Consider the following 21,032-nt stretch of genomic DNA (forward strand, 5'->3'; position numbering starts at 1 on the left):
ATTCCTGCCGGAGCCTCAAATGTCCAAACGGCCACCTAAGTCAAAATCGAAGCGCCAGATTAAACAAGCCTCGCCTGCTGCTTCGCAGTTCAAAAAGTACTTAGTTCGCGGTGGCTTGGCGGCCGGCCCGCTGATGTTCATTGCGATTGCCTTCGCTTTCGCTCCTACAGGGACGTATCTGGTTCAAACCCCTGCCGGGCGCGTAATCGTTGAGCATCCGCCGATTACGCTCGCTCAAGCGTCGATAGCCCAAGCCCCATTTACTCAGGCGCCGGCCGAGCGGACCGGAGCTGCGATCCACATCGCTCCATCGGCCATTGGTGCAGGAGTCGCGGACGTTCGGGTGGTCGGGTTCGGGCAAGCGCTCCTTGACGAAGGAAAGTACTCTCAGATTAATCACTTCGAAGCCTATCGGACGCGCGGCGACGTCCCGACCGCTAAACCTGAGTGATGCGACTCCATAATTAACTGCGCCAGACACGGCCAGCAGCGCGGTTCGTTCGCTCGATCGCCGATCGGCGGAGAGTCTAGCACCAGCCACGCGGCGCCCCTTGGTGCAGCGGCCGATCGAAGTCCGTACGGTCACGTTGCCACACCTCCCGCCGCATTCGACTAGCAATGCGCCGTGGTTCTTCGCCAGGGGCCAGGATGTGCCGTCTGCCGCCACCCTTGCCGTGCTCATCGCAGAGCCGCAAAACGCCTTCGGTAACGATGTAACGACAGACTACCGTTTCCCCGAGATCGCCGGGCGCGCCGCTCGGCTGCGCCACGACGCACCAGAACGATTCCACCGTCGGCGCTTGGCGCGGCAGTTGTGCCGCGGGCTCGGGTTCATCACGGAGCCCGAAGGCCGCTTCAAGCCAATTGGTCATTGTCAGTCCGGCGTCGCGCCGCGAAGTCGACGCCATAGATCACATTGCCGGTCGGCGGGGTCGCTTCGTCCTGGTCGTCGGTGGACTCCGCATGCGCGGCCCTCACGATTTCCATTGCCTCATCGAGAGTGCAACCGATGCCCGCGCTGATATGCGAGGCTTCAACCAGGTGATCCAAGAGCCCGCCGGTCATGACGCTTTCTCCGAATTTTGAAAGAATGCGCGGCACTGGCAGCCGCCGGCCCGCACCATCAAATCATGCTTGATCCTGACCGCCGGCACGCCGGGGGTTCGCTTGGCTTCGTCAGCAACGCGAGCGTCGATATAGGCTTCAATGTCGTCGTGAAGCGCCTTGATACGATCGATATTGAGCGGCGGTGCCGGCGGCGGTTTCAATGCGGGTGCCATGGGTTCAATTCCTTCTGAGTTTGGCGAATTCGTTTTGGAGCGTGCGCACCTGGTTATCTCGGTCGCGCTCGCGCTTTTCGATGGTGACTTGAATGTCATAAGGCAACGCCGAGAATTGGAGTTGCTCTTCCTTAGGCCAGGACCGCGGTGGTGCGATCTTGCTGATTTCGTTCATCGCGACCGCGACGGGTCCGCCAAGTGTCGGGTCGGCAAGCCCTATGACCGAATGCGTTCGGCTGATGTCCTGGACCGCGCGCCAGACCTTGGAAATGCCCATGGGGGCGATATCTTTGACGAAGCGCGCAACAATAGCCGGCGACGCGTGGTGGGTCTTTTCACCATTCAACGCGCACCATTTCTCGAACATCTCCATCATCGGTCGATCCGGTGCAAACGGTGGTGGGTGCTGTGAAGGGCGCGCTCGAACGCGTGACGCTTCGCAGCTTCCCTGGCGGTGCCGAAGCTATCCGCCGTTTTCAGGTTCTTGAGATGCTGAATCCGGGCCTCGAAATCATGCTTGGCGAATTCGTTGGCGACTTCCGACGGCGACAGCTCTTTGCCAAATCGCAGCTTCGCTTCGGTCTGTAGTTCTGAGATGAAATCGTCTGACATGTTGTTACTTTCCTTTCGATCGGGCGAGCCGCAGGGCGACCGCATCTTTGAGTGAACCTGATTTGCTAAGTTTCGCGCTCAGCGCGGCCAAGCTGGCGTCGGCGCGCTCCGCCCCACGCGCTCCGGCGATTCCTGGTTTCTGCACGGGCGGAATGTTGTGCTTTGCAACGGCCTTCGCGGCCACGCGCATCAAGTCGTACCGAGCTGCCTTGACCAAAAGTGCTTCGGCGGACGCGCGAGGGAACGTCGTCTGATTGCTCACGGCTTCAAGGAACTGCCTCACGTCGGCGCCGTGCTCGGCAAGCATCTTGGGAACGTGCGCCTGAATGGCCGCCATCTCCTTTGCGGGAATACCCCTGGTCAATTCCGCAAAGCGGGCGTTTTCCTTGGCAGCGTATGCCTTAAACTCGGTTTGCTCGCGTGCGGTCTTCTGCGCCTTGATCTGCTGATTTGCGGCTTCCACGCGGGCCACGGCTTGCAGCCGCGAAAGAGCTAAACGGGCTCGTGCAGGGTCACGCTCATGCATCTCGTTGATGGCGTGCGCCCATTGGCCGGGCGGCATGTCGGCCAATTCGGGAAGATCGTTGAACAAGCTCGCCGCTGCAAACTTGCCGGCATCCGCCACGGCCGCTTCGTACTGCGCGCGCTGCGTATCGGCCGCCGTCACGCGCTCGGTGATCGCCGCTTGAACCTTCGGATTGGCCAACACCTTTTCGATATCTGCTTCGCTCTCGATCGACGGTGCGGCCGGCTTCTCGCCGCGCAACTTGTCGATTTCCTTTTGTGCGGCCTTGGTGCCGTCAATCTCCGCCTGTGCATCGTCGGCGCCGCGGGTATCCGCGAGCGCGTCCGCGGCCTGGTCAAGCGTCATCGTGACGTTGGCTGGCAGGCCGGCGGTATGCGTGACAATGCCCGATTCGCTACCGCTCAGCTCCTTGAGGCGCTTTTCGGCAGCTTCCCTGACGGTCAAATCATCCGGAGTTTCCTCCGTCGCGGTGTCCAAGGGCACATAGCCGGCGGCGCGTTCCAAGCCTTCCCGGCCATAGGCCGGCTCGCTCGTTTCGAACTGGCCGGTGTCGTTGCGCGGCGTTTCTGCGGTGGTATCGCTCATTGGTTCTTTCCCTTCACAAAGATTGGGGGTGGTCGTTTCGGTTGATTGGCGTTAGTGGTCACGGCAGCGGCGCCTGCACCGCTGCGCGCGAGCTGTTGAATGAACTGCAACTGACCAATGGTCCGGGTCACCATCGCGTTGAGCGCTGCGGCGTTCATGGTGGCGCCGTTCTGCAACAGAATGTCGGCGACCGCCTTCCGAACGGCCGGCGTGTTGCCGGTCACGCCACGGACGCCGGCATGCAACAGGGAGCCGATTGCGCCGCTCCAATTGCCAGTGGCGACATGCATGACGGTCGTCGGGTTGACGCCAAGGGCTTCGTGATCGGCGAGATTGTCCGCGGTACGCGAGCCGCCGAGCGCCTGGTTGCGGGTCGTGAACATCGTCTGTTCGCGGCCGATGCGGCGGTTCATTAAGTCGGCGCCGGGCGCGATCGCCTGACTTTCGGCCTGAAAAGCGTCGTTGATGAACGGCCGGGCTTTGTTCGCGCCGAACGCTGCGCCCTGCGTCTGAGCAATCGCCGGGTCGACGTAGCCCGATCGGAAAGCGGCCTGCGCTTCCGGACGGAGCGCATTAAATGCCGGGATGGTGTCTTCGGTACGTCCGCGAAGATACGCATCCCGGCCAGTGCCGATTGCCTCGATATCACGCGAGGCTTGGGCAAAGTTTCGGTTGGCCGCCAGGTGGCCGGGGCTTGCGGCTTCCATCCCGGAATCCAGCTCGCGGACGGCCTGGCCGATCAAACGAGCGCGATTGCCGTAGCCATTCTGCCGGGCGTTCTGCGCGGTGTCCGCCATATCAGCGCGAATTCGCTGTACAGCCTCGAAATCATCCGGGTTCACGCGCGCAAGGCGTTCGCGAAATGGTCGCAAGATCGCTTCGATGCTGTCATTGGGCGTGCTCAGGTTTTGACCGCCGCCCGTACCAATGTTCCGATCGAGATTGTTGATAGCAGGCACCACATCGACCCGCCCGGCGTCGCTTCGAACCGCGCCATATTCTGCGTCGGCCTGTGCGCCACGGGCAGCGGTAAGGCGTGCTTCGGTCGCGGCGGCCGTTTCCGGCGCGGTGAAGCCTTCGGCGAGCGCGTTGCTGATCCGGCGCCCTTGGCCAGCCTGGCGCTGTTCCAGGGCGTTCACAACGTCCGTGCGGCCTTCGCCGGGCGCCCGTGCGACAGTCGACAACATGCGTTGGCCGGGATTGCCGAGCGCATCCGCGAGCGTGAATTGCGGTTGCCCTTCGGCGGCTGCCCGTGTCACGTCGCCGGCAATGTCGGCCGTCGGCCGCCCGCTTTCCGAGACGGCCCGAGCCACCTGGCGGTTTGCGGCACCTTGCGGATTGATCCGCGCGAGGATGCTCGAAACGAATGGGCTGGCCGCAGCTTCCGCGAGAGGCGTCGCGCCGCCGATCAGGCCGCCAACAAGGGCACCGCTGATAGGATCGTGACCGCGGATAGCTGAATCGGTGCCACCGAGCGCAGCATTGGAGACGGCACCCATTCCAGTTCGCGCGGCAAAGCTGCCCGTTGCGCCAAACAAGCCGGGAGCCGCGGCGACAATCGGGGCCATGCTGGCCACGCCACCCGCGAGCTTCGCGCCCGTGTCGACGATGGGGTGCTGAGCGGCGAACTTTGCGTCCGTATCTTCCTGGTCGCGCAGCGAATGCGCGTAACGCTCAGACCAGGTTGGTTCGTTGAGCTGGTCTTTTTCATCGAACAGCGGATTGAGCGCAGGTGCGAGCGCGGCGTTTGTTGCGGCGTCCGCCTTGTTGAGCAGCCCGCCGAGGATCGGAACGCCGGTCGCAAACGAGCGCCCCACATTGTTGACCGAAACGGGATCGACCTTCGGCGACAGGCTCGCCGCGATATGGTCGACCGTCGATTGCTGTTCGTCGGGCGAGAGCTTGAGAAAGGAGTCGTCGACCGTGACGCGCTGGCCGTTGATATCGAGGGTTGCCATTATTGCACCACGCTCCACTTGACGCCGGTCGGCGCCGTTCCGGAAGCGCCCGCGGCGTTGCCGGACTTCAACCAAGTGTCAATGCGCTTAAGCACGGTCTGGCCTTCGGGCTTGATAAGCGGGCCGGCCTTTTCAGCAGCCATTTGCCCCATGCCGGCCACGCGCTTTTCTTCCAGCGCATCAAGCGATCCGTGAAGTAGCTCAGATAGTTTTTTGATCTGCGCGCGCTGTTGCGCCGGGCTCATATTGGGCGAAAGGTTCTCTTCCCAGGCGTGAATCTCGGCGTCGGACATGTTGGCGCCCTTGAACACCTTGGACATTTCCTCCGCAACCGCGTGCGCGTTGGTGCGGAATGCGCCGGGCTCACCGCCGCCGGTCGCTTCGTTGTACTTGTTGCCAACCCAATTCAGGCTTGGATAGTTGCCGTTGTGCAGATCGTCCGCCGAGTTCAACAGCGCGTCGACGTGCGCCAACGTCTGGTTGGCCGAACGCACCATCTCCGCGGACTTGCCGGCGGCGAAATCTCGCACGCTGGCGACGCGACCGCTCCAATTCGTCGCATCGAAAGTCGGGTCGTAAGCCTGCGCGGCCTGCAACATGTTCTGCCAATAGGGCTTCGACAACGCGAAGGATGATGGCGGCGGCTGGCGCCCTTCGACCATCGCCTTCACAATGCCGGCCTGTTGCGGCGGCAACGTCGCGAGATAAGCTCCGCCGGTCTTCGACATGTCACCGAGCCCGCCGCCGCTGGCGTCGGCGCCAGGTGCGGCAGAAATCGGCATCATCTCGCCGGTCGCTTTGTTGATCTTGGAGAATGTCTTTTTGCCGAGTCCGTCTTCGCCGATCTGCACAATACTGAAACTGTCGTGTTGCGGACCGAATTTCTGCGTAACGATGGCCTTGCCGGCCTCCGGATTGAGTACCGCCACCGTGGCTTCCTGCGGCGACAGGCCCGCGTTGACCAAGGCGGTAAATTGCTGGCGCAACTGCGCTTGCTGCCTGTTCTGCAACTCTGCTTGCGGGTCGTTCCGCTGACCGGTAACCGCGGCCACAATGCTTCCGATCAGGCCGCCGCCGTGACGCATGTTCTGATAGCCCGTCATCAGGTGGTCACCGAGATCGGGCGACGGCGCGGGAGCCGCGAGCGCGGCCGGCTGTGTCGGTTGCTGCACGGGCGCGACAGTTTCACCGGTGTGCGGATCGTGCTCCGGGTAACCGGGGAAGCCGCCTCCAATTCGCGGCATTTGGTAATCGCCAACCGCGATTGGAGCGTTCTGCGGCTGCGGCGCTGGCTCGGCGGCGTTTGCATCCATGGGTGATGCAGGGAAGCCCGGACCTGCGTTCGTCGGCGCCTCGGCATACTGCGCGAGGATCGAGTCGATCAACCCGCCCTGCGTGGCGCCTGGCGCGTAGGTGTTGGGATCGTAAGCGTCGAAGAGACCCATCTCAGATGATCCTCAAAATCTTGGAAAGGACGATGGTGGGCGGAAGGATCGCATGAGCGCTGCCGCTACCGGCATTCTGGACGGAAATTCCAGTTGTCGCGGATGCAATGACAGCCGTCGTCATGGTGAATGCCCCACCTCCGGCAGCCGAGCTGCCCGTTGCGGGACTTCCCCACAAAGGAAAGGAAGTAGCGTGAGTATGCCCCGGATCGGTAACGCCGTGATTGTGGGCCGGCATTTCCGCAGTCGTCAAAGCGTGCGTGGCCGAGCCGCCGCCCGACCCGAGCGTTGCACCGTTGATCGTTCCGCTGTCGGTGACTACGTTGCCAATGCGTCCCGCGGCGCTACCGCCCATATCGTCCTTCCCGGCAATGAACCGCCCGCGAAGGTCGGGGATATTGAAGGTGGTCGAACCGTCTCCGGGTCCGAAGGTGGTCCCGACGGTGGCAAAGAGGCTGGCGTAAGTGGTTCGCGAGATTGCTTGTCCGAACGGCAACGCGAACTGACTATTCGGCGCGGTAAGTCCAATGAAATCGAGCATGCCGCCGAGCGGGATCAGATACGGGCTCGCCCCGTAGAAGCTCTGCAAATAGAGCGCATGGTCGGTGTTGTTGTAGACCGCCACATAGGGCGTGCCCTGGATCAATACGCCGGCCGGCAATTCGACATTCGGGGCCGAGCGCAGCGGAATGTTAGCGAACCCGTCGACCGTCATGGTGACACCGCCGCCGGCATTCGTGACGTGCGGCGTGAAAGCGATAACCTGGCTGGCAAAGTCCGTGAGATTGACGAACTGTTGGTTCGAAGTGAGAGCGTAAGCGGCCGACGTTCCCGTGGTCACCAGGGCGCCGGAAATGTCGTCGCGCCAGCGGGCCGCCGAAGCCATCATGGCGCGCGCGCTGTCGTTCACAGAACTCGGTGATTGTCCCTCTGCCCAATTGACCGTCGAATCTGAGCTCGCGTTCGCCGTCGCGGTCTTATTCCAAACCGATATGCCACCGTTGTTGCTCATCAGGCTTCCTCCACCGACTTGAGCACCACAGGGAAAGTGACAATCACGCGGTCATGCGTCCCGTACACGTCAATGAGCGTGTAGCGCGGTGGTAGGCGCCAATGCGTGGCCAGGTCGAAGGGTTCGGAGTCCCGATGGACAACCGGCACCCAAACGTCGCCCTCGCGTTCCGATGTGGGCTTCTCGGCGTGATAGTGGAGCCCAACGATTGCGTCGCCCTGGATCAGAGCCCAACGCTGCCGACCGTCTACGCGGTCATAGAGCGTGCCGGCGTCGCGGGATGGGGTATCGACCTTCAACGTGCCTTCGAGCATGGCGCAGGTTCTGAGGGCCTGCCTGGCCCATTCCGAGCTGCTCATTCCGCGGTGGCTGGCGGCGTCGATAACGGCGTCGCACAGCTGCGGCTCCAACCGAACATGCAGCGTGTTGGAACGCACTGTCGGCCGTTTATGGCGGTTCGGTGCGGTATCGTCGGTCATCGGGCTTCCTTCGAAACTGAAAAATCCCCGCGGCGACCAATCAAGGTCATCGCGGGGCGGTGTTAGTCGGAACGTTGCGTTACATTGTCATGCGAAAGTTATCGAAACGACAACGCGCAAGCGATTGGCGCAATATGAGCGCGATACGATATCGGAAGTATCTATTAGTGTTGAAGAATATACAGGACTAACAGATGCAATATCCGTGTTTCTCTTCCGGCGTTTTCTTCGCGCGCGTGCGCGAACGTGTCGCGTTACTCCGCCGCGCTGCCTAAATCGATCAATTCGCCAGTTGGACCGAAGTGAATTCGAAGCGCGTTGCGACACACGGTCAAGATTTCGTCCAACACCGCGGCAGGTTCGCGTGTCCCATCCACTGGGACGTGATCCCGGATCAGGCGCACCATTCGCTGTGCAATGTCCTGATCCATCCGCCTCGGGAGCCCAGGGTCATATTCGAGCAATGCAGGCGGCTTTGGCGGCGGATCGTCGCCGGCTCTCACGGCTCTCAACTCTTCTTCCAACTCGGCAATCTTCCTGCGAAGGGCAGTTGGACCATTGGGATATGGAATACCGTTTTCGTCTAGGTCCTGTGATCCGACTCCTTCCAGTAAGATACGCTCGACACGAACAATCTTGTTCTGCTCAGCAATTTGGTTTTGAGCATCGATTTCCATCTGCCGAGCCGCTGCCGCCTCCGGAAGCTTCTCACCCCATTTCAGCGGGTTGATTTTTGTCATCAGGAATTTGATGGTGTCGATCCTGAGGCGGCTGCGATTGACCCACTCGTGATCGCACCTGGCTCGCCCTTTTTCGTCAACGATGGTGTCTCTGCTGCCATCAGTCGCGATCTGGATAATCTCGTCGCTCCAAAACTCGACACACGCCTGCCGCGCCGCGTCATACCGACGCCGCTTGCCATCATCGGCAGCTATCCACCGGAGCACGGTGCTGCGATCAGGCATTTCGTTGTCGTCGCAGATTTGCCGGAGCACTTCGCCGTTTTCCAGGCGTGAGCAAATCGTTTCGAATATTTCGTCGGTGAAGGTACTCGGTCGTCCCACTTACTCAACTCCAATTTGCAGTTCAACTATCTGTTGACTTGATCCGTTCGAAGCGCTGCGACGCTCATTGAGACGTATTTTTCCAGGTTGATGCTGTTGTTCGCTTAAGGCTTTGAGACTGTTGTGTAGCGTGTAGCAAAGCGTAGCAATTTCGTAGCAATGCTACAGACCCGAAACGTAGCGTAGCGTAGCAAAACCCTATAAGGGTTTGCTGCTACACGATGCTACGGCTACGCGGGCGACGGGGGTATTTGTCCAGGTTGAGGATTGATCCGAACAAGTCCGTTCGGTTCTGCAATTATGTGTTGACTGAGTCCGGTCCGAATTCGCGCAAACGTCGCGCGTGGATTTTTATCATCCGCCCTTATCAGTCCGCCCTTGGCCAATTCCTCTTTCCAAAAGTCAGCGTATACGGCGCCCGCATCACCACGCTCCACAATCGCCCGCCTGAGCGCGTCAAGCGCGTGCGCCTGCTTGCCGGTGGTTCGCTGCCGAGCGGCTGTGCGGGCTTCCTTCGCCGGCGTAGCGGTCGCCAGGATGGTAGTGCTCCACGGTTTTGTTCCTCTGTCGTCATCGCCAGGAATATCAACCTTTTCGAATTCAAATCTCGTCAGTTCGCCGCCGTCTTGGTCATTGGCCTTTGTGATTTTCGCGGTGCCACCGTTAATTTGAATTTCCAAGTCGACGTGCCCTTGGCGGGCGTTCGAACCGCGTTCGCCGGCTGCGAGGTTTTTTCCGCTGTGACCAATGCTCGCGAGATGGAATCTGCTTACGCTCCCCTTGAGAACTTCGCGGAGTTGCCCGATGTGCATCGCGGCCAGGTTTTGCGTTTGCTCTTTATCTGCGTCGCCGCGCGCAATCGCTTTCCCCCAAGTATCGATAATCACAAGACCAGGCATAATGTCTGTGTCATCCCAAAATTGAAGCAGCGTGTGCCGAATTATCTCCACGCAACTTGGGTTGAGTAGGTCGATTGCGTGACGACTGATTGCGATTGGTAGACCTGACAAACCGTCGCGCTGCATATACGCACGCATTCGGCGTTCGGTCAGGGACGCTCTTTCTAAGGCGAAATAGACCACGCCGCGGTTTTCACTGATGTATTTGTCGGGGTTGAATTTGTAGCCGCGCCAATCGCGTCCGCTTGCTACATGCACGGCGAGGTCAAGCAACAACCCGGATTTGCCCTCGCCAGGTGGTCCGTACCAGCTTGAGTCCTCACCGAAGGCAATGACATTTTCGACCAGCCAATTTTTAGGCGCTGAGTCTGCGCATTGGTCGAACGTCCTGTAGGGTAGCGCGTATTGGAATTTTCTCGGCTCATCGTCTGACATGTTAGGGCCTTGCCGCACAGTGGCGGTATGAACCCCCCGAAGCGAAAGAGCTTGACCTTTTGGACTGGTTGCGTTATGAAACTAGTTGTCGAGCCAATTCCAAAACGCATTTCCAGCCCCCCGGTCGCGCGCCACGCGGTCGGGGTTTTTGTGTTAGGCGGCTTGTTCGAACGTCGCGTGAAAGATGCGCAGATTGAGCGCCCATCGGCCGGCGATCTTCTTTGCGCCAGGCACTCGGCCACCTTCAAGCGCACAATAGGCGCCTTTCACTGTTCGCCCGAGATGCGGCGCAATCGCATCGGCGCCCCACACGATCGTGTCGAGGGCAGGGGTGGCATTATCAGTTTGAATAGACATTGCACTCTCCATAGACGAGCCGCGCGCGAGCACGTTCGCGAATTGTGTTTTCAGATGGAGGCGGTGGATTTGGACCAGTTTCGACTAAATCACGGTGTCGATTCTGTTCCGGCCTGCTTGCCCGGTTGCATCGCCCGAAAGCGAAGTGAGCTGTTGCGGCAAGGACGCTTCCGCCGTGATGGAAGTCCCGCAACGGTCATGTTTCACTACCTACCCGAATGATGCGGGTGGATAACTTAACAACCATTTACCCGTTTCTGCCTTCCGCTGCGGCTAGTTCCTTAGAGTCGTCGCTGCGCGGGAAGAGGTGGCCGTAAAGATCGGCGGTGATTGCGATGTTCGAATGTCCGAGCCGTTCCGACACGACCTTGAGCGGCAATTCCAACCCGCCGTCGACTTTCCGATTGATGCACCAGGATGCAAAGAAATGGCGCAGAGCATGAAGGCCGGAGTATTTCGGCGCTTCGTTGTTGTCGGGCGCTGTGACCTTGGCGGTGATCAATGTCGGCGCTAATCCGCGCGTGACGATATTGGCGTGGTTTTCAATGTTGCCTTCGCCGTTGGGAAAAACGTATTGCAGTTCGCGGCGCGCGTTCCGCGGACATTTCAGTTTCCATTCCCTCAGGGCTTGGAGCGTGGCCGGCGGGATCGGGACCGCGCGCTCGCCTGATTCCGATTTGGGCGGCCCGATTCGGTTATAGGCGTCGGCGCGCTGGCGAACGTGAATTTCGCCCTTTTTCAGATCAACGTCCGACCAGGGCAGGCCGCGTAGTTCGGACGCGCGCAGGCCGCACCGAATTGCAACCAGCAGCAAAGGCCGCCATCGGCCCGCGGCAGCCCCAAGGATCGCGTCAATCTCGACCGGCGTCGGAATGTCCACCCCGATCTTTAGGCGCCCCTTGGCGCGCCGCTCTGCCTTCCGTTCCTTGCCGCGCTTCCGATTGGCCCGGAGATTGCGCACGACGTTCGTTCCGACGTGACCACGCTCCACGGCGTCCCCAATTAACGAACCTAGCGACGTCGTGACGCGCTTCACCATGTCCGCGGTGCGCGGTTCGGCCTGCGCCTGTCCGGGGGCGGGGACACCCTTGCGCAGCTTGTCTTGCCAGTCCCGAACGATCGCCACCGTGAGCGCCGACAGCTTCACGCCGCCAAGGTACGGGTTGATGTGCAAATTGAGGTGCTGCTGATAGCCGTCGACCGTGGTGCGCTCTAGGTCGCCGCAACTATCAATCCAGTTGCGGCCCGCAGCCTCAACGGCGATCGATTTCGACGCCGGGACGTGAACGCCTTTGCCGACGTCAACGCGAACCTGGGCATGAAAGGCGTCCGCATCCTTTTTGCGATCGAAGAATTTGACGTGCCGTTTGCGCTTGCCGCGCTTGTCTAGTTCGGCGGTGCTGTATTGGACCAAGTAGGCTTGGCGCTGCTCGCCGCTCTTCGTCGTCCACGTATGCGTTCGAACCGACATATGAGTTTCCCCGTCATTGCCCTGAATTCTTGTCTACTCCAGGCGCAACAAAGGCGCAATATACGGGGTATTTCTATAACAGTTTCAATACTCCATTCGAGACTCTGACTCTGTTTGTCTTGGTTCGAATCCAGGTTCCCCAGCCAATTCTGGCACTTTTCTCGAGACCTGCATCCGATCCCGCCGCCCGCGCGCGGCGGTTTGCCTCATCTGAAATGGCGTCGCCGGGGTCGGATCGCCGCGCGCTCCATCGTCCTTGGGACACACAACCCAAGGAGATCCGTGATGCCCTATGTCGATGGTTTCGTGCTGGCCGTGCCGAAGGACAAGATCGAGGCCAACAAGGCGCTCGCGCAACCGGCCTGCGCGATCTGGATGGAGCACGGCGCGCTCGATTACGTCGAATGCATCGGCGACGACGTTCCCTATGGCGAACTGACCTCGTTTCCGCGGGCCGTGATGGCGAAGGAGGATGAGGTCGTGGTGTTCTCCTGGATCGTCTATCGCGACCGCGAGACTCGCGACGCCGTCAACAAGAAGGTGATGGCGGACCCACGGCTGAAATTGGACGGCATGCCGTTCGACGGCAAGCGCATGATCTATGGCGGCTTCACGACGCTGCTGCGGGCACGCGAGATGGCGGGGTGAGTGCACGCCGAGACGCGATCCGGAACGGCGGCAGCCGCCGGATCGTACTCCGGATTGCGAGCGGGTCCTTACTTGATCTTGTCGTAGGCGGCCGCAAAATCGTTCAGCGGCATCGGGATCGCGATCGTCTCCTTCGCCATGTTCTGGAAGGAGACCTTCAACTGCTTGCCGGACCTCAAAGCGCCCAGCAGGTCCGCCGCGATCGGCGTCGAGGCGTAGCAGCCGCGGTTCTCGCAGGTCTGGATCTGGAGATCGACCGTCTTGCCTTCGTCGACCTGGAGCTTGGCGCCGATGGGAAGGTTGAGGCCGAGCGGCAATTGCAGCAGCGCCACCGGCGTGCGGGTGTCGGGCGCGATGCGGATGTTGATCAGGACGATGGTCTGGCCGGTCTTGGTCAACACCGCGTTCTGCTCCATCGCGCATTCGAGCGGCGCGTCGCGGCTGATGCTGGTGCAGCGCACGACCCAGCCGGGCTGCTGCGCCGGAGCGCCGTCAGCCTGTGCTTGCGTCGGAGCCGGCGCAGGCTGGGCCGCCGGGGCGGGAGCTGCGTTCTTCTTGGCGCCCTGCTGGGCGTACGCGGCGCCCGTCGACAACAGGAGGGCTGCGGCAAGGGCGGCAAGTCTGGATTGCATGAGCATGGCGAAACCGCGTTGGCGTGAACCTTGGCCATCGCTGTAGCGTCGCCGGAAGCGCCGTGCAAGCCGCTACTCGGCAGCTTCCTTAACGGTGCCGTGCTCGACCGCCGCGTCGCCTTCGCCGTCACCTGAGCGGCCCCAGCCCGAGAACCAGTTGTTGAGTTCGTCGAGATAGAGATAGACGACCGGCGTGGTGAACAGCGTCAGCGCCTGGCTGACGATCAGGCCGCCGACCATGGCGTAGCCGAGCGGCTGGCGGATCTCGGCGCCGGTGCCGTGGCCGAGCATTAGCGGCACGCCGCCGAGCAGGGCGGCCATCGTCGTCATCATGATCGGACGGAAGCGCAACACCGCGGCCTGGCGGATCGATTCCGCCGGCGTCTTGTGCTCGTCGCGCTCCGCGGCGATGGCGAAGTCCACCATCATGATGCCGTTCTTCTTCACGATGCCGATCAAGAGGATGATGCCGATCAGCGCGATCAGGCTGAAGTCGAAGCCGGCCGCCATCAGGATCAGCAATGCGCCGACGCCGGCCGAGGGCAGGGTCGACAGAATCGTGATCGGGTGGATGTAGCTCTCGTAGAGGATGCCGAGGATCAGGTAGACCACGACCAGTGCAGCGAGGATCAGCAGCGGCACGGTGCCGAGTGACTGCTGGAACGCCTGTGCGGTACCCTGGAAGCTTGAATTGAGCGTGGGCGGCGCGCCGAGGTCGGCCATCGCCTTCTGCACCGCCTGGGTAGCCTGGCCGAGCGCCATGCCCTGCGCCAGGTTGAAGCTGATCGTGGTTGCTGGAAATTGACCCTGATGGCTGATCGAGAGCGGGCGAACCGGATCGGTGGTCCAGGTCGCGAACGTCGACAGCGGCACCTGATCACCCGTCAACGGCGACTTCAGATAGAGCTTGTTCAGGCTTTCCAGGCTGCCCTGCATTTCCGGCAGGATTTCCAGGATCACCTTGTAGGTGTTGAGCTGGGTGAAATACTGCGTGACCTGACGCTGGCCGAATGCATCATAGAGCGTATCGTCGATCAGCTGGGGCTGGATGCCGTAGCGGGACGCAGTATCGCGGTTGATCTTGAGCTGGACGGTGGTGCCCTGGGTCTGCTGATCGGTCGCGACGTCGCGCAATTCCGGCAGCGTCTGCATCTTCGCAAGGATCTTGGGCGCCCATTCGTTGAGCTCGGCGAGGTTCGCATCCTGCAGCGTGAACTCGAATTGCGTCCGCGTCGGCCGGCCGCCGAGCCGGACGTCCTGCGCGGCCTGCATGTACAGGCGGACGCCCGGCACTTTCTCGAGCTGGGGACGCAGGCGCGCGATGATCTGCTGGGCCGTGGCATCACGCTCGCTGCGCGGCTTCAAGGTGATGAACAGGTTGCCGTTGTTGCCGGCCCTGCCGCTGCCGCCGATCGCCATGGCGATGGTGGCAACGCCCGGATCCGCCTGGACGATTTTGGCAACCGCTTCCTGCCGCTCCTTCATCGCCGCGAAGGAAATGTCCTGCGACGCTTCCGACGTCGCGGTGATCAGGCCGTTGTCCTGCTGCGGGAAGAAGCCCTTGGGGATCAGGACGAAGAGATAGACCGACAGGGCGAGGGTCGCGAAGAAGATTAAGAGCGTCGTCCGCCGCCAGCTCAGCGCGATGTCCAGAACATGTTCGTAGCCGCGCAGCATCGCGTCGAAGGCGTTCTCGCTCCACTGATAGAAGCGGCCGTGCTTGACCTCGCCATGAGCGCGCAGGAAGCGCGACGCCATCATCGGGGTGAGCGTCAGCGAGACGATCATCGACACGAAGATCGTCATCGCCAGCACGACGGCGAACTCCCGGAACAGGCGCCCGATGATGCCGCCCATCAGGAGCAGCGGGATCAGCACGGCGACCAGCGAGATGCTGATCGAGACGATGGTGAAGCCGATCTCTTTCGCGCCCCTGTAGGCGGCGGCCATCGGCGATTCGCCCTCTTCGACGTAGCGCGAGATGTTTTCGAGCATGACGATGGCGTCGTCGACCACGAAGCCGACCGCGATCGTCAGCGCCATCAGGGAGAGATTGTCCAGCGTATAGCCGAACACCCACATCAGCGAGCAGGCGCCCAGAAGAGCCAGAGGCACGGTAATGGCGGGGATGACGGTCGCCCAGAAGCTGCGCAGGAAGATGAAGATGACCATGACCACGAGGAAGATGGTCAGCAGCAGCGTGAACTGGACGTCCTCGACCGCGGCGCGGATGGTCTGGGTGCGGTCGCTGATCACCTCGATCTTGATCGAGGGCGGGATTGCCGCCACCAGGCGAGGCAGGGCCGCCTTGATCTTGTCGACGGTCTCGATCACGTTGGCGCCGGGCTGCTTGAATACGACGAGGAACACGCCGCGCTTGCCATTGGCCCAGGCGGCCTGCTTGGCGTCCTCGGGCCCGGTCACGGCCTGACCGATGTCGCGGATACGCAGCGGGCCGCCGTTGCGGTACGCGATGATGACGTCGTTCCAGTCCTTGGATTGCGTCAGTTGATCGTTGGCGTAGATCGTGTAGGCGCGCTTCGCGCCGTCGATGTTGCCCTTCGGGCTGTCGACCGTGGTGATCGCGATCTGGCTGCGCACGTCCTCCAGCGACAGCCCTTTGGCGACGAGCTTGGCCGGATCGATCTGGATGCGGATGGCCGGCTTTTGCTGGCCGCCGATGATGACCTGCGCGACGCCGGAGATCTGGCTGATCTGTTGCGCCAGCTGCGCATCGACGGAGTCGCTGACGGTGGTCAGCGGCAGCATGTCCGAGGTGGCCGACAGAATGAGGATCGGCGAATCCGCGGGGTTCACCTTGCGATAGGTCGGAGGCGAGGGCAGATTCTTCGGCAATTGACCCGACGCCGCATTGATCGCGGCCTGCACGTCGTTGGCGGCACCGTCGATGCTGCGATTGAGATCGAACTGAATGGTGACCGACGCCGTTCCCAGATAACTCGTCGACGTCATCTGGGCGATGCCGGGAATCTGCGCGAACTGGCGCTCCAGCGGCTGCGCCACCGAGGAGGCCATGGTCTCGGGGCTGCCGCCCGGCAGGTTCGCGGTGATCTGGATGGTCGGGAAGTCGACCTGCGGCAGCGGCGCGACTGGCAGCAGGGGGTAGGCGACGAGACCGACGAATAGAATGCCGGCCATCAGCAGCGAGGTGCCGATGGGATAACGGATGAAAGGTGCCGAAATCCCGCCGCCTGTCATTCCTGTCGAACCTTGTTCTGACCCGGATCCGAGCTTGCGACCGCCGAGGTGACGAGGCTTCCGGGCTGTACCTTGAACTGCCCGCCGGTGATGACTTGCTGCCCTGGGCTGAGTCCTTCCTCAACCACCGAACGACCGTCGATGGCATAGCTGACCTTGACCTTGTGCAGTTCGGCCTTGTTGTCCTGATTCACAGTGTAGGCGTAGAGGCCGTTGGTCGAATGCTGGACAGCGTCGTCGGGAACCACGGTGGCATCCCTCAACGTCCGGACCAGAAGACGCGTCGAAACCGACTGACCGGGCCACAGCGCGTGGTCCTTGTTGTCGAACACCGCCTTGAGCCGGATAGTCCCGCTGGTGGTGTCGACCTGGTTGTTGATGACCGCGAGCTTGCCCTCGGCCAGCGTCTTCTTGCCGTCGGTGGTGAACGCGATCACCTTCAGCGCGCCGGCCTTCTGGCCTTCGCTGATGTAGGGCAGTTGATCCTCCGGCGCGGTGAAGATCACCGAGATCGGCTCGACCTGCGAGATCGTGACGATGCCGGTCTGCGTCGAGGAGTTGACGATGTTGCCGACGTCGACCAGGCGCAAGCCGGCGACGCCGGTGATCGGCGCCTTGATCTGGGTGTAATCGAGCTGGGTCTGCGCGTTGGAGATGGCGGCATCGTCGGCGGCGATCTGCGCGGTGAGCTGGGCGACCGTCGAGCGCTGGGTGTCGACCCGTTGCGCGGTGGCGAACTCGCCGAGCTTCATGGCGCGCTGGAGTTCGAGATTGGCGTTGGCCAGGTTTGCCTCGTCCTGCGCCTTCTTGGCCTTGGCCTGGTCGAGCGTGGCTTGATAGGGGCGGGGATCGATCGAGGCGAGAAGCTCGCCCTCCTTGGCGATCTGGCCTTCGGTGAAGGCGATCTTGTCGATCTGGCCATCCACCCGGGTGCGGACCTGCACCGTGTTGAAGCCCTGAACCGTGCCGAGACCGGTCAGGTAGACCGGAAAGTCGATCTTCTGGACCGGCGCAACGCTCACCGGCACGGCGGACGGGCGCGGCGGGCCCTTCTGTGCGGTCTGGGTTTTCCCGGCCTCCGGCGAGCCGAATTTCCGCCAACCATAGTAACCCGCGGAGGCCACGGCCGCGATGATCAGAATCCAGAGGATCGGCCGGGACTTTTTCATATCGTCTCGTGTCGGCTCGTATGCCCTGAGCTACGAATTATGGGGCAATCATAGGGTTCCAGCGGGCTTGTATAATACACGCCAAGTTCCAGTGTAAACAGCACTATCGGTTGAGAATCCTAAACAATTGGAAAGCTTTGCACTGTCTAGGCAGCTCCGTGACACGACGGTGTGCAGTGCTGCATTTTCCCGCCACGAACGACCGGCGTGCAAAGCTTGTGCAATGCCCGGAAGCGGTGTGCACGGGACAGGCCGGCGCCGCGCGGGAGCCGCGATGGGGCGGTTCGCAAGAACGGTTCTAAATCGTGCGGAGGCCGTTTCGGTTGTCAGGAAATCCGGCATCGGCCATATCGGCGCGCTACAACGGGAGCGCGGCATGGACGAACTGAACGGCAAGCTGATCGCGTGTCAGATTCTGATCACGGGACTGATCGCGCGCGTCGCCAACGAGCAGCCTGATCCGTTGCGCTTCCTCACCGACTTCCGCGACGAGATCAAAGCCGTGGTTGGCGGCGTCAACATCGCCGGCATGGACAACAGCGATCGCGTGCGCGCCGTCGCGCAGAAAACCGTCGATGAATTGTTCTCGCTGATGAAGCCACCGAGCAGCGACTGACGATTCGAACGCGATAGTGATCTCGCGGCATTTTTCGCGGTCTCTTTAGAACGAATCCAATCCTGCTTTAGAACGATTTCAAACTGCAGTTTAGAATCGTTTTGATCTGGACTTATTCAAGGGGTTCTCGCGGCTTGCTCGCATTGACCCGCTATTTTGCGGCCGATACCAACACTCCAATCGTTCATCGAATTGAATGGACGAACAGGAATATGGGGCGTGTGGTAATGGGGCAGGTGGTCGCACCGAAGTCGTTGCGTTCGGTCGCAGCATTCGATGAAAAGTTCACGAGCGTTTCCGGCAAGAAGGTCTCCGCTGTTGCGGGTCTGATCGCGGCAGCATCGGTGTCGAGCGGCGCGGAAGCGCAGCAGTCGAACCTGCCGCCGGTCACGGTCGATGCGCCGGTTCAGCGTCCGCGCCCGACGGCCTCGAAGCCGACGCCGGATCAGGTCCGCGCACGCAATGCGCTTCGTCGCGCCGCGCAGCGTCAGCAGGCGGCGCAGCAGGCCGCTCCCACCGTCCCCGCCGGCGACGTCGACCGCAATCCGTATTCCGATCCGGCGGCGCCCTACAAGGTCGACCATGTCCAGGCCTCCGGCAAGTTTCCCGAGCCGATGCTGAACACGCCGAAGACCATCACCGTGCTCAGCAAGGAAGTGCTCGAGGACAAGAACGCCACGACGCTGAAGGAGATCGGGCGCTCGACCGCCGGCGTGACGCTGGGATCGGGGGAAGGCGGCAACGCGTTCGGCGACCGTTTCTTCATCCGCGGCTTCGATGCGCGCAACGACGTCTTCATCGACGGCATCCGCGATCCCGCGGTCTCGATCCGCGAAAACTTCTTCACCGAGCAGATCGAGATTCTGCGTGGCCCGGCCTCGTCCTACGCCGGCCGCGGCACCGCCGGCGGCGCCATCAACATCGTCACCAAGCAGGCCGGCGACGTCAACTTCAAGCGGATGGACACCGAGTTCGGCACCGACCGGACCAAGCGCGTCACGCTCGACGTCAACCAGGTCATCGACCCGACTTTTTCGGTGCGTGTTGGCGGCCTGTTCCAGGACGCCAACGTCGCCGGCCGCAACTACGTGACCGATGATCGCTGGGGCTCGTTCATCTCGACCAAGTACACCCCGACCAACGACATCAAGATCACGACGAACTACGTCCACACAGACCTCAGCGGCCTGCCGGATTTCGGCGTGCCCTATTACAAGCAGGGCAATGTCCCGGTGACGTCGGCCGGCATTCCGCGCGGCACCTGGTACGGCTTCCTCAACCGCGACTTCCAGACCGCGCGGCAGGATTTCGGTACCGGGACGATCGAATACAAGGTCAACGAGGCCATTACACTCAGCAGCAAGGTGCGCGGCGAGCACTCGCTGCTGAATTATATCGGCACGCTGCCGCAGAACCCGAACACGACCAGCCCCAATCCGCTGCTCTGGACCACGACAGCGAGCGCACAGAGCCGCTACCAGAACGTGGACGTGTGGGCCAACCAGAACGAGGCCACGTTCAAGCTCGACACCGGCGGGGTCAAGCACACCGCGGTGTTCGGCGTGGAATATGCGAACGAGAACATCTCGATCGATCGGTACACCGGCCTTTCGTCCGAACTGTTCGGCGGCGGCTCGACCAGCAACGGGGCGGTCACGGGGGTCAATCTCTACTCGCCGCAGTACACCAACATTCCCTTCAGCAACACGCCGTCGCTGGTTGGAAATCCGACGCGCTACGGCGTCAACACTAGCAGCGTCTACGTCATGGACACCGCGAACTGGCAGGACACCATCATCGTCAATGGCGGCGTGCGCTACGACGGCTACAGCCAGAGTTCGTCGACAAACTCGGCCTACCTCAAGCAAAGCAGCGATCTCGTCAATTACAACGTCGGTCTGGTCTACAAGCCGATGTCGATTGGCAGCCTCTATGCAGCCTACGCGACCTCGGCCAATCCGTTCGGCTCGGAGCTCGACGCGACCGGCACCGATTACGGCGGCGTTCCCGCCAACTCGACCATCTTGCTCGGGCCCGAACGCAACAAGGCTGCCGAAATCGGCACCAAATGGGAGCTGGCGGACCGCCACCTGCTTGTCAGCGCCGCGCTGTTCCAGACCACGAAGGACAATGCGCGCGAGACCGTCAGCGGCCTGCTGACCTCGGGCGCTGCCTACAGGATCCAAGGCATCGACATCGAGGCCGAGGGCAAGATCACCGACCGCTGGAGCATCTTCGGCGGCCTGGTGCTGATGCAATCGAAGGTCACGCAGAGCGGCGTTGCCTCAAATCTCGGCCTGCAGCTTGCCAACGTGGCCCATCAGTCGTTCAGCATGCTGACCAAATACAAGTTCGACGACGGCTGGGAGCTGGGCGGGCAGGCGGTCTATCGTTCGAAGGTCTATGGCGGCACGTTCGCGGCCAATACCGGCAACGAGCTGCCGAGCTACTGGCGCTTCGATGCGTTCGTCGAGAAGAAGATCGACAAGAACTGGACCATGAAGTTCTACGCCCAGAACCTCACCAACAAGCTCTACTACGACACGCTCTATCGCAGCGCGGTGCCGTTCGTCGCGGTCGCGCCGGGACGGGCGTTCTACCTCATCACGACGGCGAAGTTCTGAT

21 protein-coding genes are annotated in these 21,032 nt (G+C 61.7%); 4 read left to right on the top strand and 17 right to left on the bottom strand.

All coding sequences use genetic code 11. The annotated features are described in order from the left end of the window. Nucleotides 1–19: 19 nt before the first annotated feature. Nucleotides 20–451, top strand: a complete 432-nt coding sequence (locus OC450_RS19270) for a hypothetical protein (RefSeq protein ID WP_262048461.1) — start codon at nt 20–22, stop codon at nt 449–451. A gap of 76 nt (nt 452–527) precedes the next feature. Here the strand turns inward: OC450_RS19270 and OC450_RS19275 are convergent, their stop codons facing one another. From OC450_RS19275 to xerC, 14 genes are all read right to left on the bottom strand, one after another. Further along, nucleotides 528–872, bottom strand: coding sequence for a hypothetical protein (locus tag OC450_RS19275; RefSeq protein ID WP_262048462.1), 345 nt, complete (start codon nt 870–872; stop codon nt 528–530). Continuing rightward, nucleotides 856–1,065, bottom strand: coding sequence for a hypothetical protein (locus OC450_RS19280; protein WP_262048463.1), 210 nt, complete (start codon nt 1,063–1,065; stop codon nt 856–858). Before OC450_RS19280 ends, OC450_RS19275 begins: the two co-directional genes overlap by 17 nt. Next, nucleotides 1,062–1,280, bottom strand: a complete 219-nt coding sequence (locus OC450_RS19285; RefSeq protein WP_262048464.1) for a hypothetical protein — start codon at nt 1,278–1,280, stop codon at nt 1,062–1,064. Before OC450_RS19285 ends, OC450_RS19280 begins: the two co-directional genes overlap by 4 nt. Nucleotides 1,281–1,284: 4 nt before the next feature. Beyond that, nucleotides 1,285–1,656 carry a hypothetical protein gene (locus OC450_RS19290; protein WP_262048465.1) on the bottom strand — a complete coding sequence of 124 codons (372 nt, stop codon included), beginning with the start codon at nt 1,654–1,656 and terminating at the stop codon, nt 1,285–1,287. Further along, nucleotides 1,653–1,892 carry a hypothetical protein gene (locus OC450_RS19295; protein WP_262048466.1) on the bottom strand — a complete coding sequence of 80 codons (240 nt, stop codon included), beginning with the start codon at nt 1,890–1,892 and terminating at the stop codon, nt 1,653–1,655. The genes OC450_RS19290 and OC450_RS19295 overlap by 4 nt, the downstream gene beginning before the upstream one ends. Nucleotides 1,893–1,896: 4 nt before the next feature. Beyond that, nucleotides 1,897–3,003 carry a hypothetical protein gene (locus OC450_RS19300; RefSeq protein WP_262048467.1) on the bottom strand — a complete coding sequence of 369 codons (1,107 nt, stop codon included), beginning with the start codon at nt 3,001–3,003 and terminating at the stop codon, nt 1,897–1,899. Next, on the bottom strand, nt 3,000–4,961 hold the full coding sequence (locus OC450_RS19305) for a hypothetical protein (protein WP_262048468.1): 1,962 nt from the start codon (nt 4,959–4,961) through the stop codon (nt 3,000–3,002). The genes OC450_RS19300 and OC450_RS19305 overlap by 4 nt, the downstream gene beginning before the upstream one ends. After that, a complete protein-coding gene (locus OC450_RS19310) occupies nt 4,961–6,406 on the bottom strand; it encodes a hypothetical protein (RefSeq protein WP_262048469.1) in 1,446 nt (481 codons plus the stop codon). The genes OC450_RS19305 and OC450_RS19310 overlap by 1 nt, the downstream gene beginning before the upstream one ends. 1 nt (nt 6,407) lies before the next feature. After that, a complete protein-coding gene (locus OC450_RS19315) occupies nt 6,408–7,418 on the bottom strand; it encodes a phage tail protein (RefSeq protein WP_262048470.1) in 1,011 nt (336 codons plus the stop codon). Then, the gene (locus OC450_RS19320; protein ID WP_262048471.1) at nt 7,418–7,897 is read right to left on the bottom strand and encodes a hypothetical protein; all 480 of its coding nucleotides are present in this window, start codon (nt 7,895–7,897) and stop codon (nt 7,418–7,420) included. The genes OC450_RS19315 and OC450_RS19320 overlap by 1 nt, the downstream gene beginning before the upstream one ends. Nucleotides 7,898–8,151: 254 nt before the next feature. Continuing rightward, complete coding sequence (locus OC450_RS19325) at nt 8,152–8,961, bottom strand: hypothetical protein (protein ID WP_262048472.1); 810 nt, start codon at nt 8,959–8,961, stop codon at nt 8,152–8,154. A 230-nt stretch (nt 8,962–9,191) separates the two neighbouring features. After that, complete coding sequence (locus OC450_RS19330; protein WP_262048473.1) at nt 9,192–10,295, bottom strand: helicase RepA family protein; 1,104 nt, start codon at nt 10,293–10,295, stop codon at nt 9,192–9,194. Between the two features lie 153 nt (nt 10,296–10,448). Then, a complete protein-coding gene (locus tag OC450_RS19335) occupies nt 10,449–10,652 on the bottom strand; it encodes a hypothetical protein (RefSeq protein ID WP_262048474.1) in 204 nt (67 codons plus the stop codon). A gap of 247 nt (nt 10,653–10,899) precedes the next feature. Continuing rightward, entirely contained in the window at nt 10,900–12,123 is a 1,224-nt protein-coding gene (gene xerC, locus OC450_RS19340) for a tyrosine recombinase XerC (RefSeq protein WP_262048475.1), read from the bottom strand. 285 nt (nt 12,124–12,408) lie between these two features. On the opposite strand from xerC, the gene OC450_RS19345 reads away from it, so the two are divergent. Further along, a complete protein-coding gene (locus tag OC450_RS19345) occupies nt 12,409–12,771 on the top strand; it encodes a DUF1428 domain-containing protein (protein ID WP_262048476.1) in 363 nt (120 codons plus the stop codon). Between the two features lie 68 nt (nt 12,772–12,839). Here OC450_RS19345 and OC450_RS19350 read toward each other — a convergent pair whose 3' ends face one another. The 3 genes from OC450_RS19350 to OC450_RS19360 all read right to left on the bottom strand — a co-directional run bounded on the left by OC450_RS19350 (nt 12,840) and on the right by OC450_RS19360 (nt 17,791). Beyond that, on the bottom strand, nt 12,840–13,409 hold the full coding sequence (locus OC450_RS19350) for an invasion associated locus B family protein (protein ID WP_211383416.1): 570 nt from the start codon (nt 13,407–13,409) through the stop codon (nt 12,840–12,842). Between the two features lie 66 nt (nt 13,410–13,475). Continuing rightward, nucleotides 13,476–16,622 carry a multidrug efflux RND transporter permease subunit gene (locus OC450_RS19355; RefSeq protein WP_262048477.1) on the bottom strand — a complete coding sequence of 1,049 codons (3,147 nt, stop codon included), beginning with the start codon at nt 16,620–16,622 and terminating at the stop codon, nt 13,476–13,478. Next, nucleotides 16,619–17,791, bottom strand: a complete 1,173-nt coding sequence (locus OC450_RS19360; RefSeq protein ID WP_211383418.1) for an efflux RND transporter periplasmic adaptor subunit — start codon at nt 17,789–17,791, stop codon at nt 16,619–16,621. The genes OC450_RS19355 and OC450_RS19360 overlap by 4 nt, the downstream gene beginning before the upstream one ends. A 376-nt stretch (nt 17,792–18,167) precedes the next feature. Between OC450_RS19360 and OC450_RS19365 the strand changes: the two genes are divergently transcribed. Then, nucleotides 18,168–18,407: a hypothetical protein gene (locus tag OC450_RS19365; RefSeq protein ID WP_262048478.1), complete on the top strand. Its 240-nt coding sequence runs from the start codon at nt 18,168–18,170 to the stop codon at nt 18,405–18,407. A gap of 227 nt (nt 18,408–18,634) precedes the next feature. Further along, a complete protein-coding gene (locus OC450_RS19370; RefSeq protein WP_262048524.1) occupies nt 18,635–21,031 on the top strand; it encodes a TonB-dependent receptor in 2,397 nt (798 codons plus the stop codon). Nucleotide 21,032: the final 1 nt, after the last annotated feature.

Source organism: Bradyrhizobium sp. Bra78 (genome assembly GCF_024519855.1).
Taxonomy (GTDB): Bacteria; Pseudomonadota; Alphaproteobacteria; order Rhizobiales; family Xanthobacteraceae; genus Bradyrhizobium; species Bradyrhizobium japonicum_G.

Excerpts from the sequence above, each read along its gene's own strand:
- OC450_RS19270 (WP_262048461.1), top strand. The coding sequence starts at position 20 with ATGTCCAAACGGCCACCTAAGTCAAAATCGAAGCGCCAGATTAAACAA.
- OC450_RS19275 (WP_262048462.1), bottom strand. The coding sequence starts at position 872 with ATGACCAATTGGCTTGAAGCGGCCTTCGGGCTCCGTGATGAACCCGAG.
- OC450_RS19280 (WP_262048463.1), bottom strand. The coding sequence starts at position 1,065 with ATGACCGGCGGGCTCTTGGATCACCTGGTTGAAGCCTCGCATATCAGC.
- OC450_RS19285 (WP_262048464.1), bottom strand. The coding sequence starts at position 1,280 with ATGGCACCCGCATTGAAACCGCCGCCGGCACCGCCGCTCAATATCGAT.
- OC450_RS19290 (WP_262048465.1), bottom strand. The coding sequence starts at position 1,656 with ATGATGGAGATGTTCGAGAAATGGTGCGCGTTGAATGGTGAAAAGACC.
- OC450_RS19295 (WP_262048466.1), bottom strand. The coding sequence starts at position 1,892 with ATGTCAGACGATTTCATCTCAGAACTACAGACCGAAGCGAAGCTGCGA.
- OC450_RS19300 (WP_262048467.1), bottom strand. The coding sequence starts at position 3,003 with ATGAGCGATACCACCGCAGAAACGCCGCGCAACGACACCGGCCAGTTC.
- OC450_RS19305 (WP_262048468.1), bottom strand. The coding sequence starts at position 4,961 with ATGGCAACCCTCGATATCAACGGCCAGCGCGTCACGGTCGACGACTCC.
- OC450_RS19310 (WP_262048469.1), bottom strand. The coding sequence starts at position 6,406 with ATGGGTCTCTTCGACGCTTACGATCCCAACACCTACGCGCCAGGCGCC.
- OC450_RS19315 (WP_262048470.1), bottom strand. The coding sequence starts at position 7,418 with ATGAGCAACAACGGTGGCATATCGGTTTGGAATAAGACCGCGACGGCG.
- OC450_RS19320 (WP_262048471.1), bottom strand. The coding sequence starts at position 7,897 with ATGACCGACGATACCGCACCGAACCGCCATAAACGGCCGACAGTGCGT.
- OC450_RS19330 (WP_262048473.1), bottom strand. The coding sequence starts at position 10,295 with ATGTCAGACGATGAGCCGAGAAAATTCCAATACGCGCTACCCTACAGG.
- OC450_RS19335 (WP_262048474.1), bottom strand. The coding sequence starts at position 10,652 with ATGTCTATTCAAACTGATAATGCCACCCCTGCCCTCGACACGATCGTG.
- xerC (WP_262048475.1), bottom strand. The coding sequence starts at position 12,123 with ATGTCGGTTCGAACGCATACGTGGACGACGAAGAGCGGCGAGCAGCGC.
- OC450_RS19345 (WP_262048476.1), top strand. The coding sequence starts at position 12,409 with ATGCCCTATGTCGATGGTTTCGTGCTGGCCGTGCCGAAGGACAAGATC.
- OC450_RS19350 (WP_211383416.1), bottom strand. The coding sequence starts at position 13,409 with ATGCTCATGCAATCCAGACTTGCCGCCCTTGCCGCAGCCCTCCTGTTG.
- OC450_RS19355 (WP_262048477.1), bottom strand. The coding sequence starts at position 16,622 with ATGACAGGCGGCGGGATTTCGGCACCTTTCATCCGTTATCCCATCGGC.
- OC450_RS19360 (WP_211383418.1), bottom strand. The coding sequence starts at position 17,791 with ATGAAAAAGTCCCGGCCGATCCTCTGGATTCTGATCATCGCGGCCGTG.
- OC450_RS19365 (WP_262048478.1), top strand. The coding sequence starts at position 18,168 with ATGGACGAACTGAACGGCAAGCTGATCGCGTGTCAGATTCTGATCACG.
- OC450_RS19370 (WP_262048524.1), top strand. The coding sequence starts at position 18,635 with ATGGGGCAGGTGGTCGCACCGAAGTCGTTGCGTTCGGTCGCAGCATTC.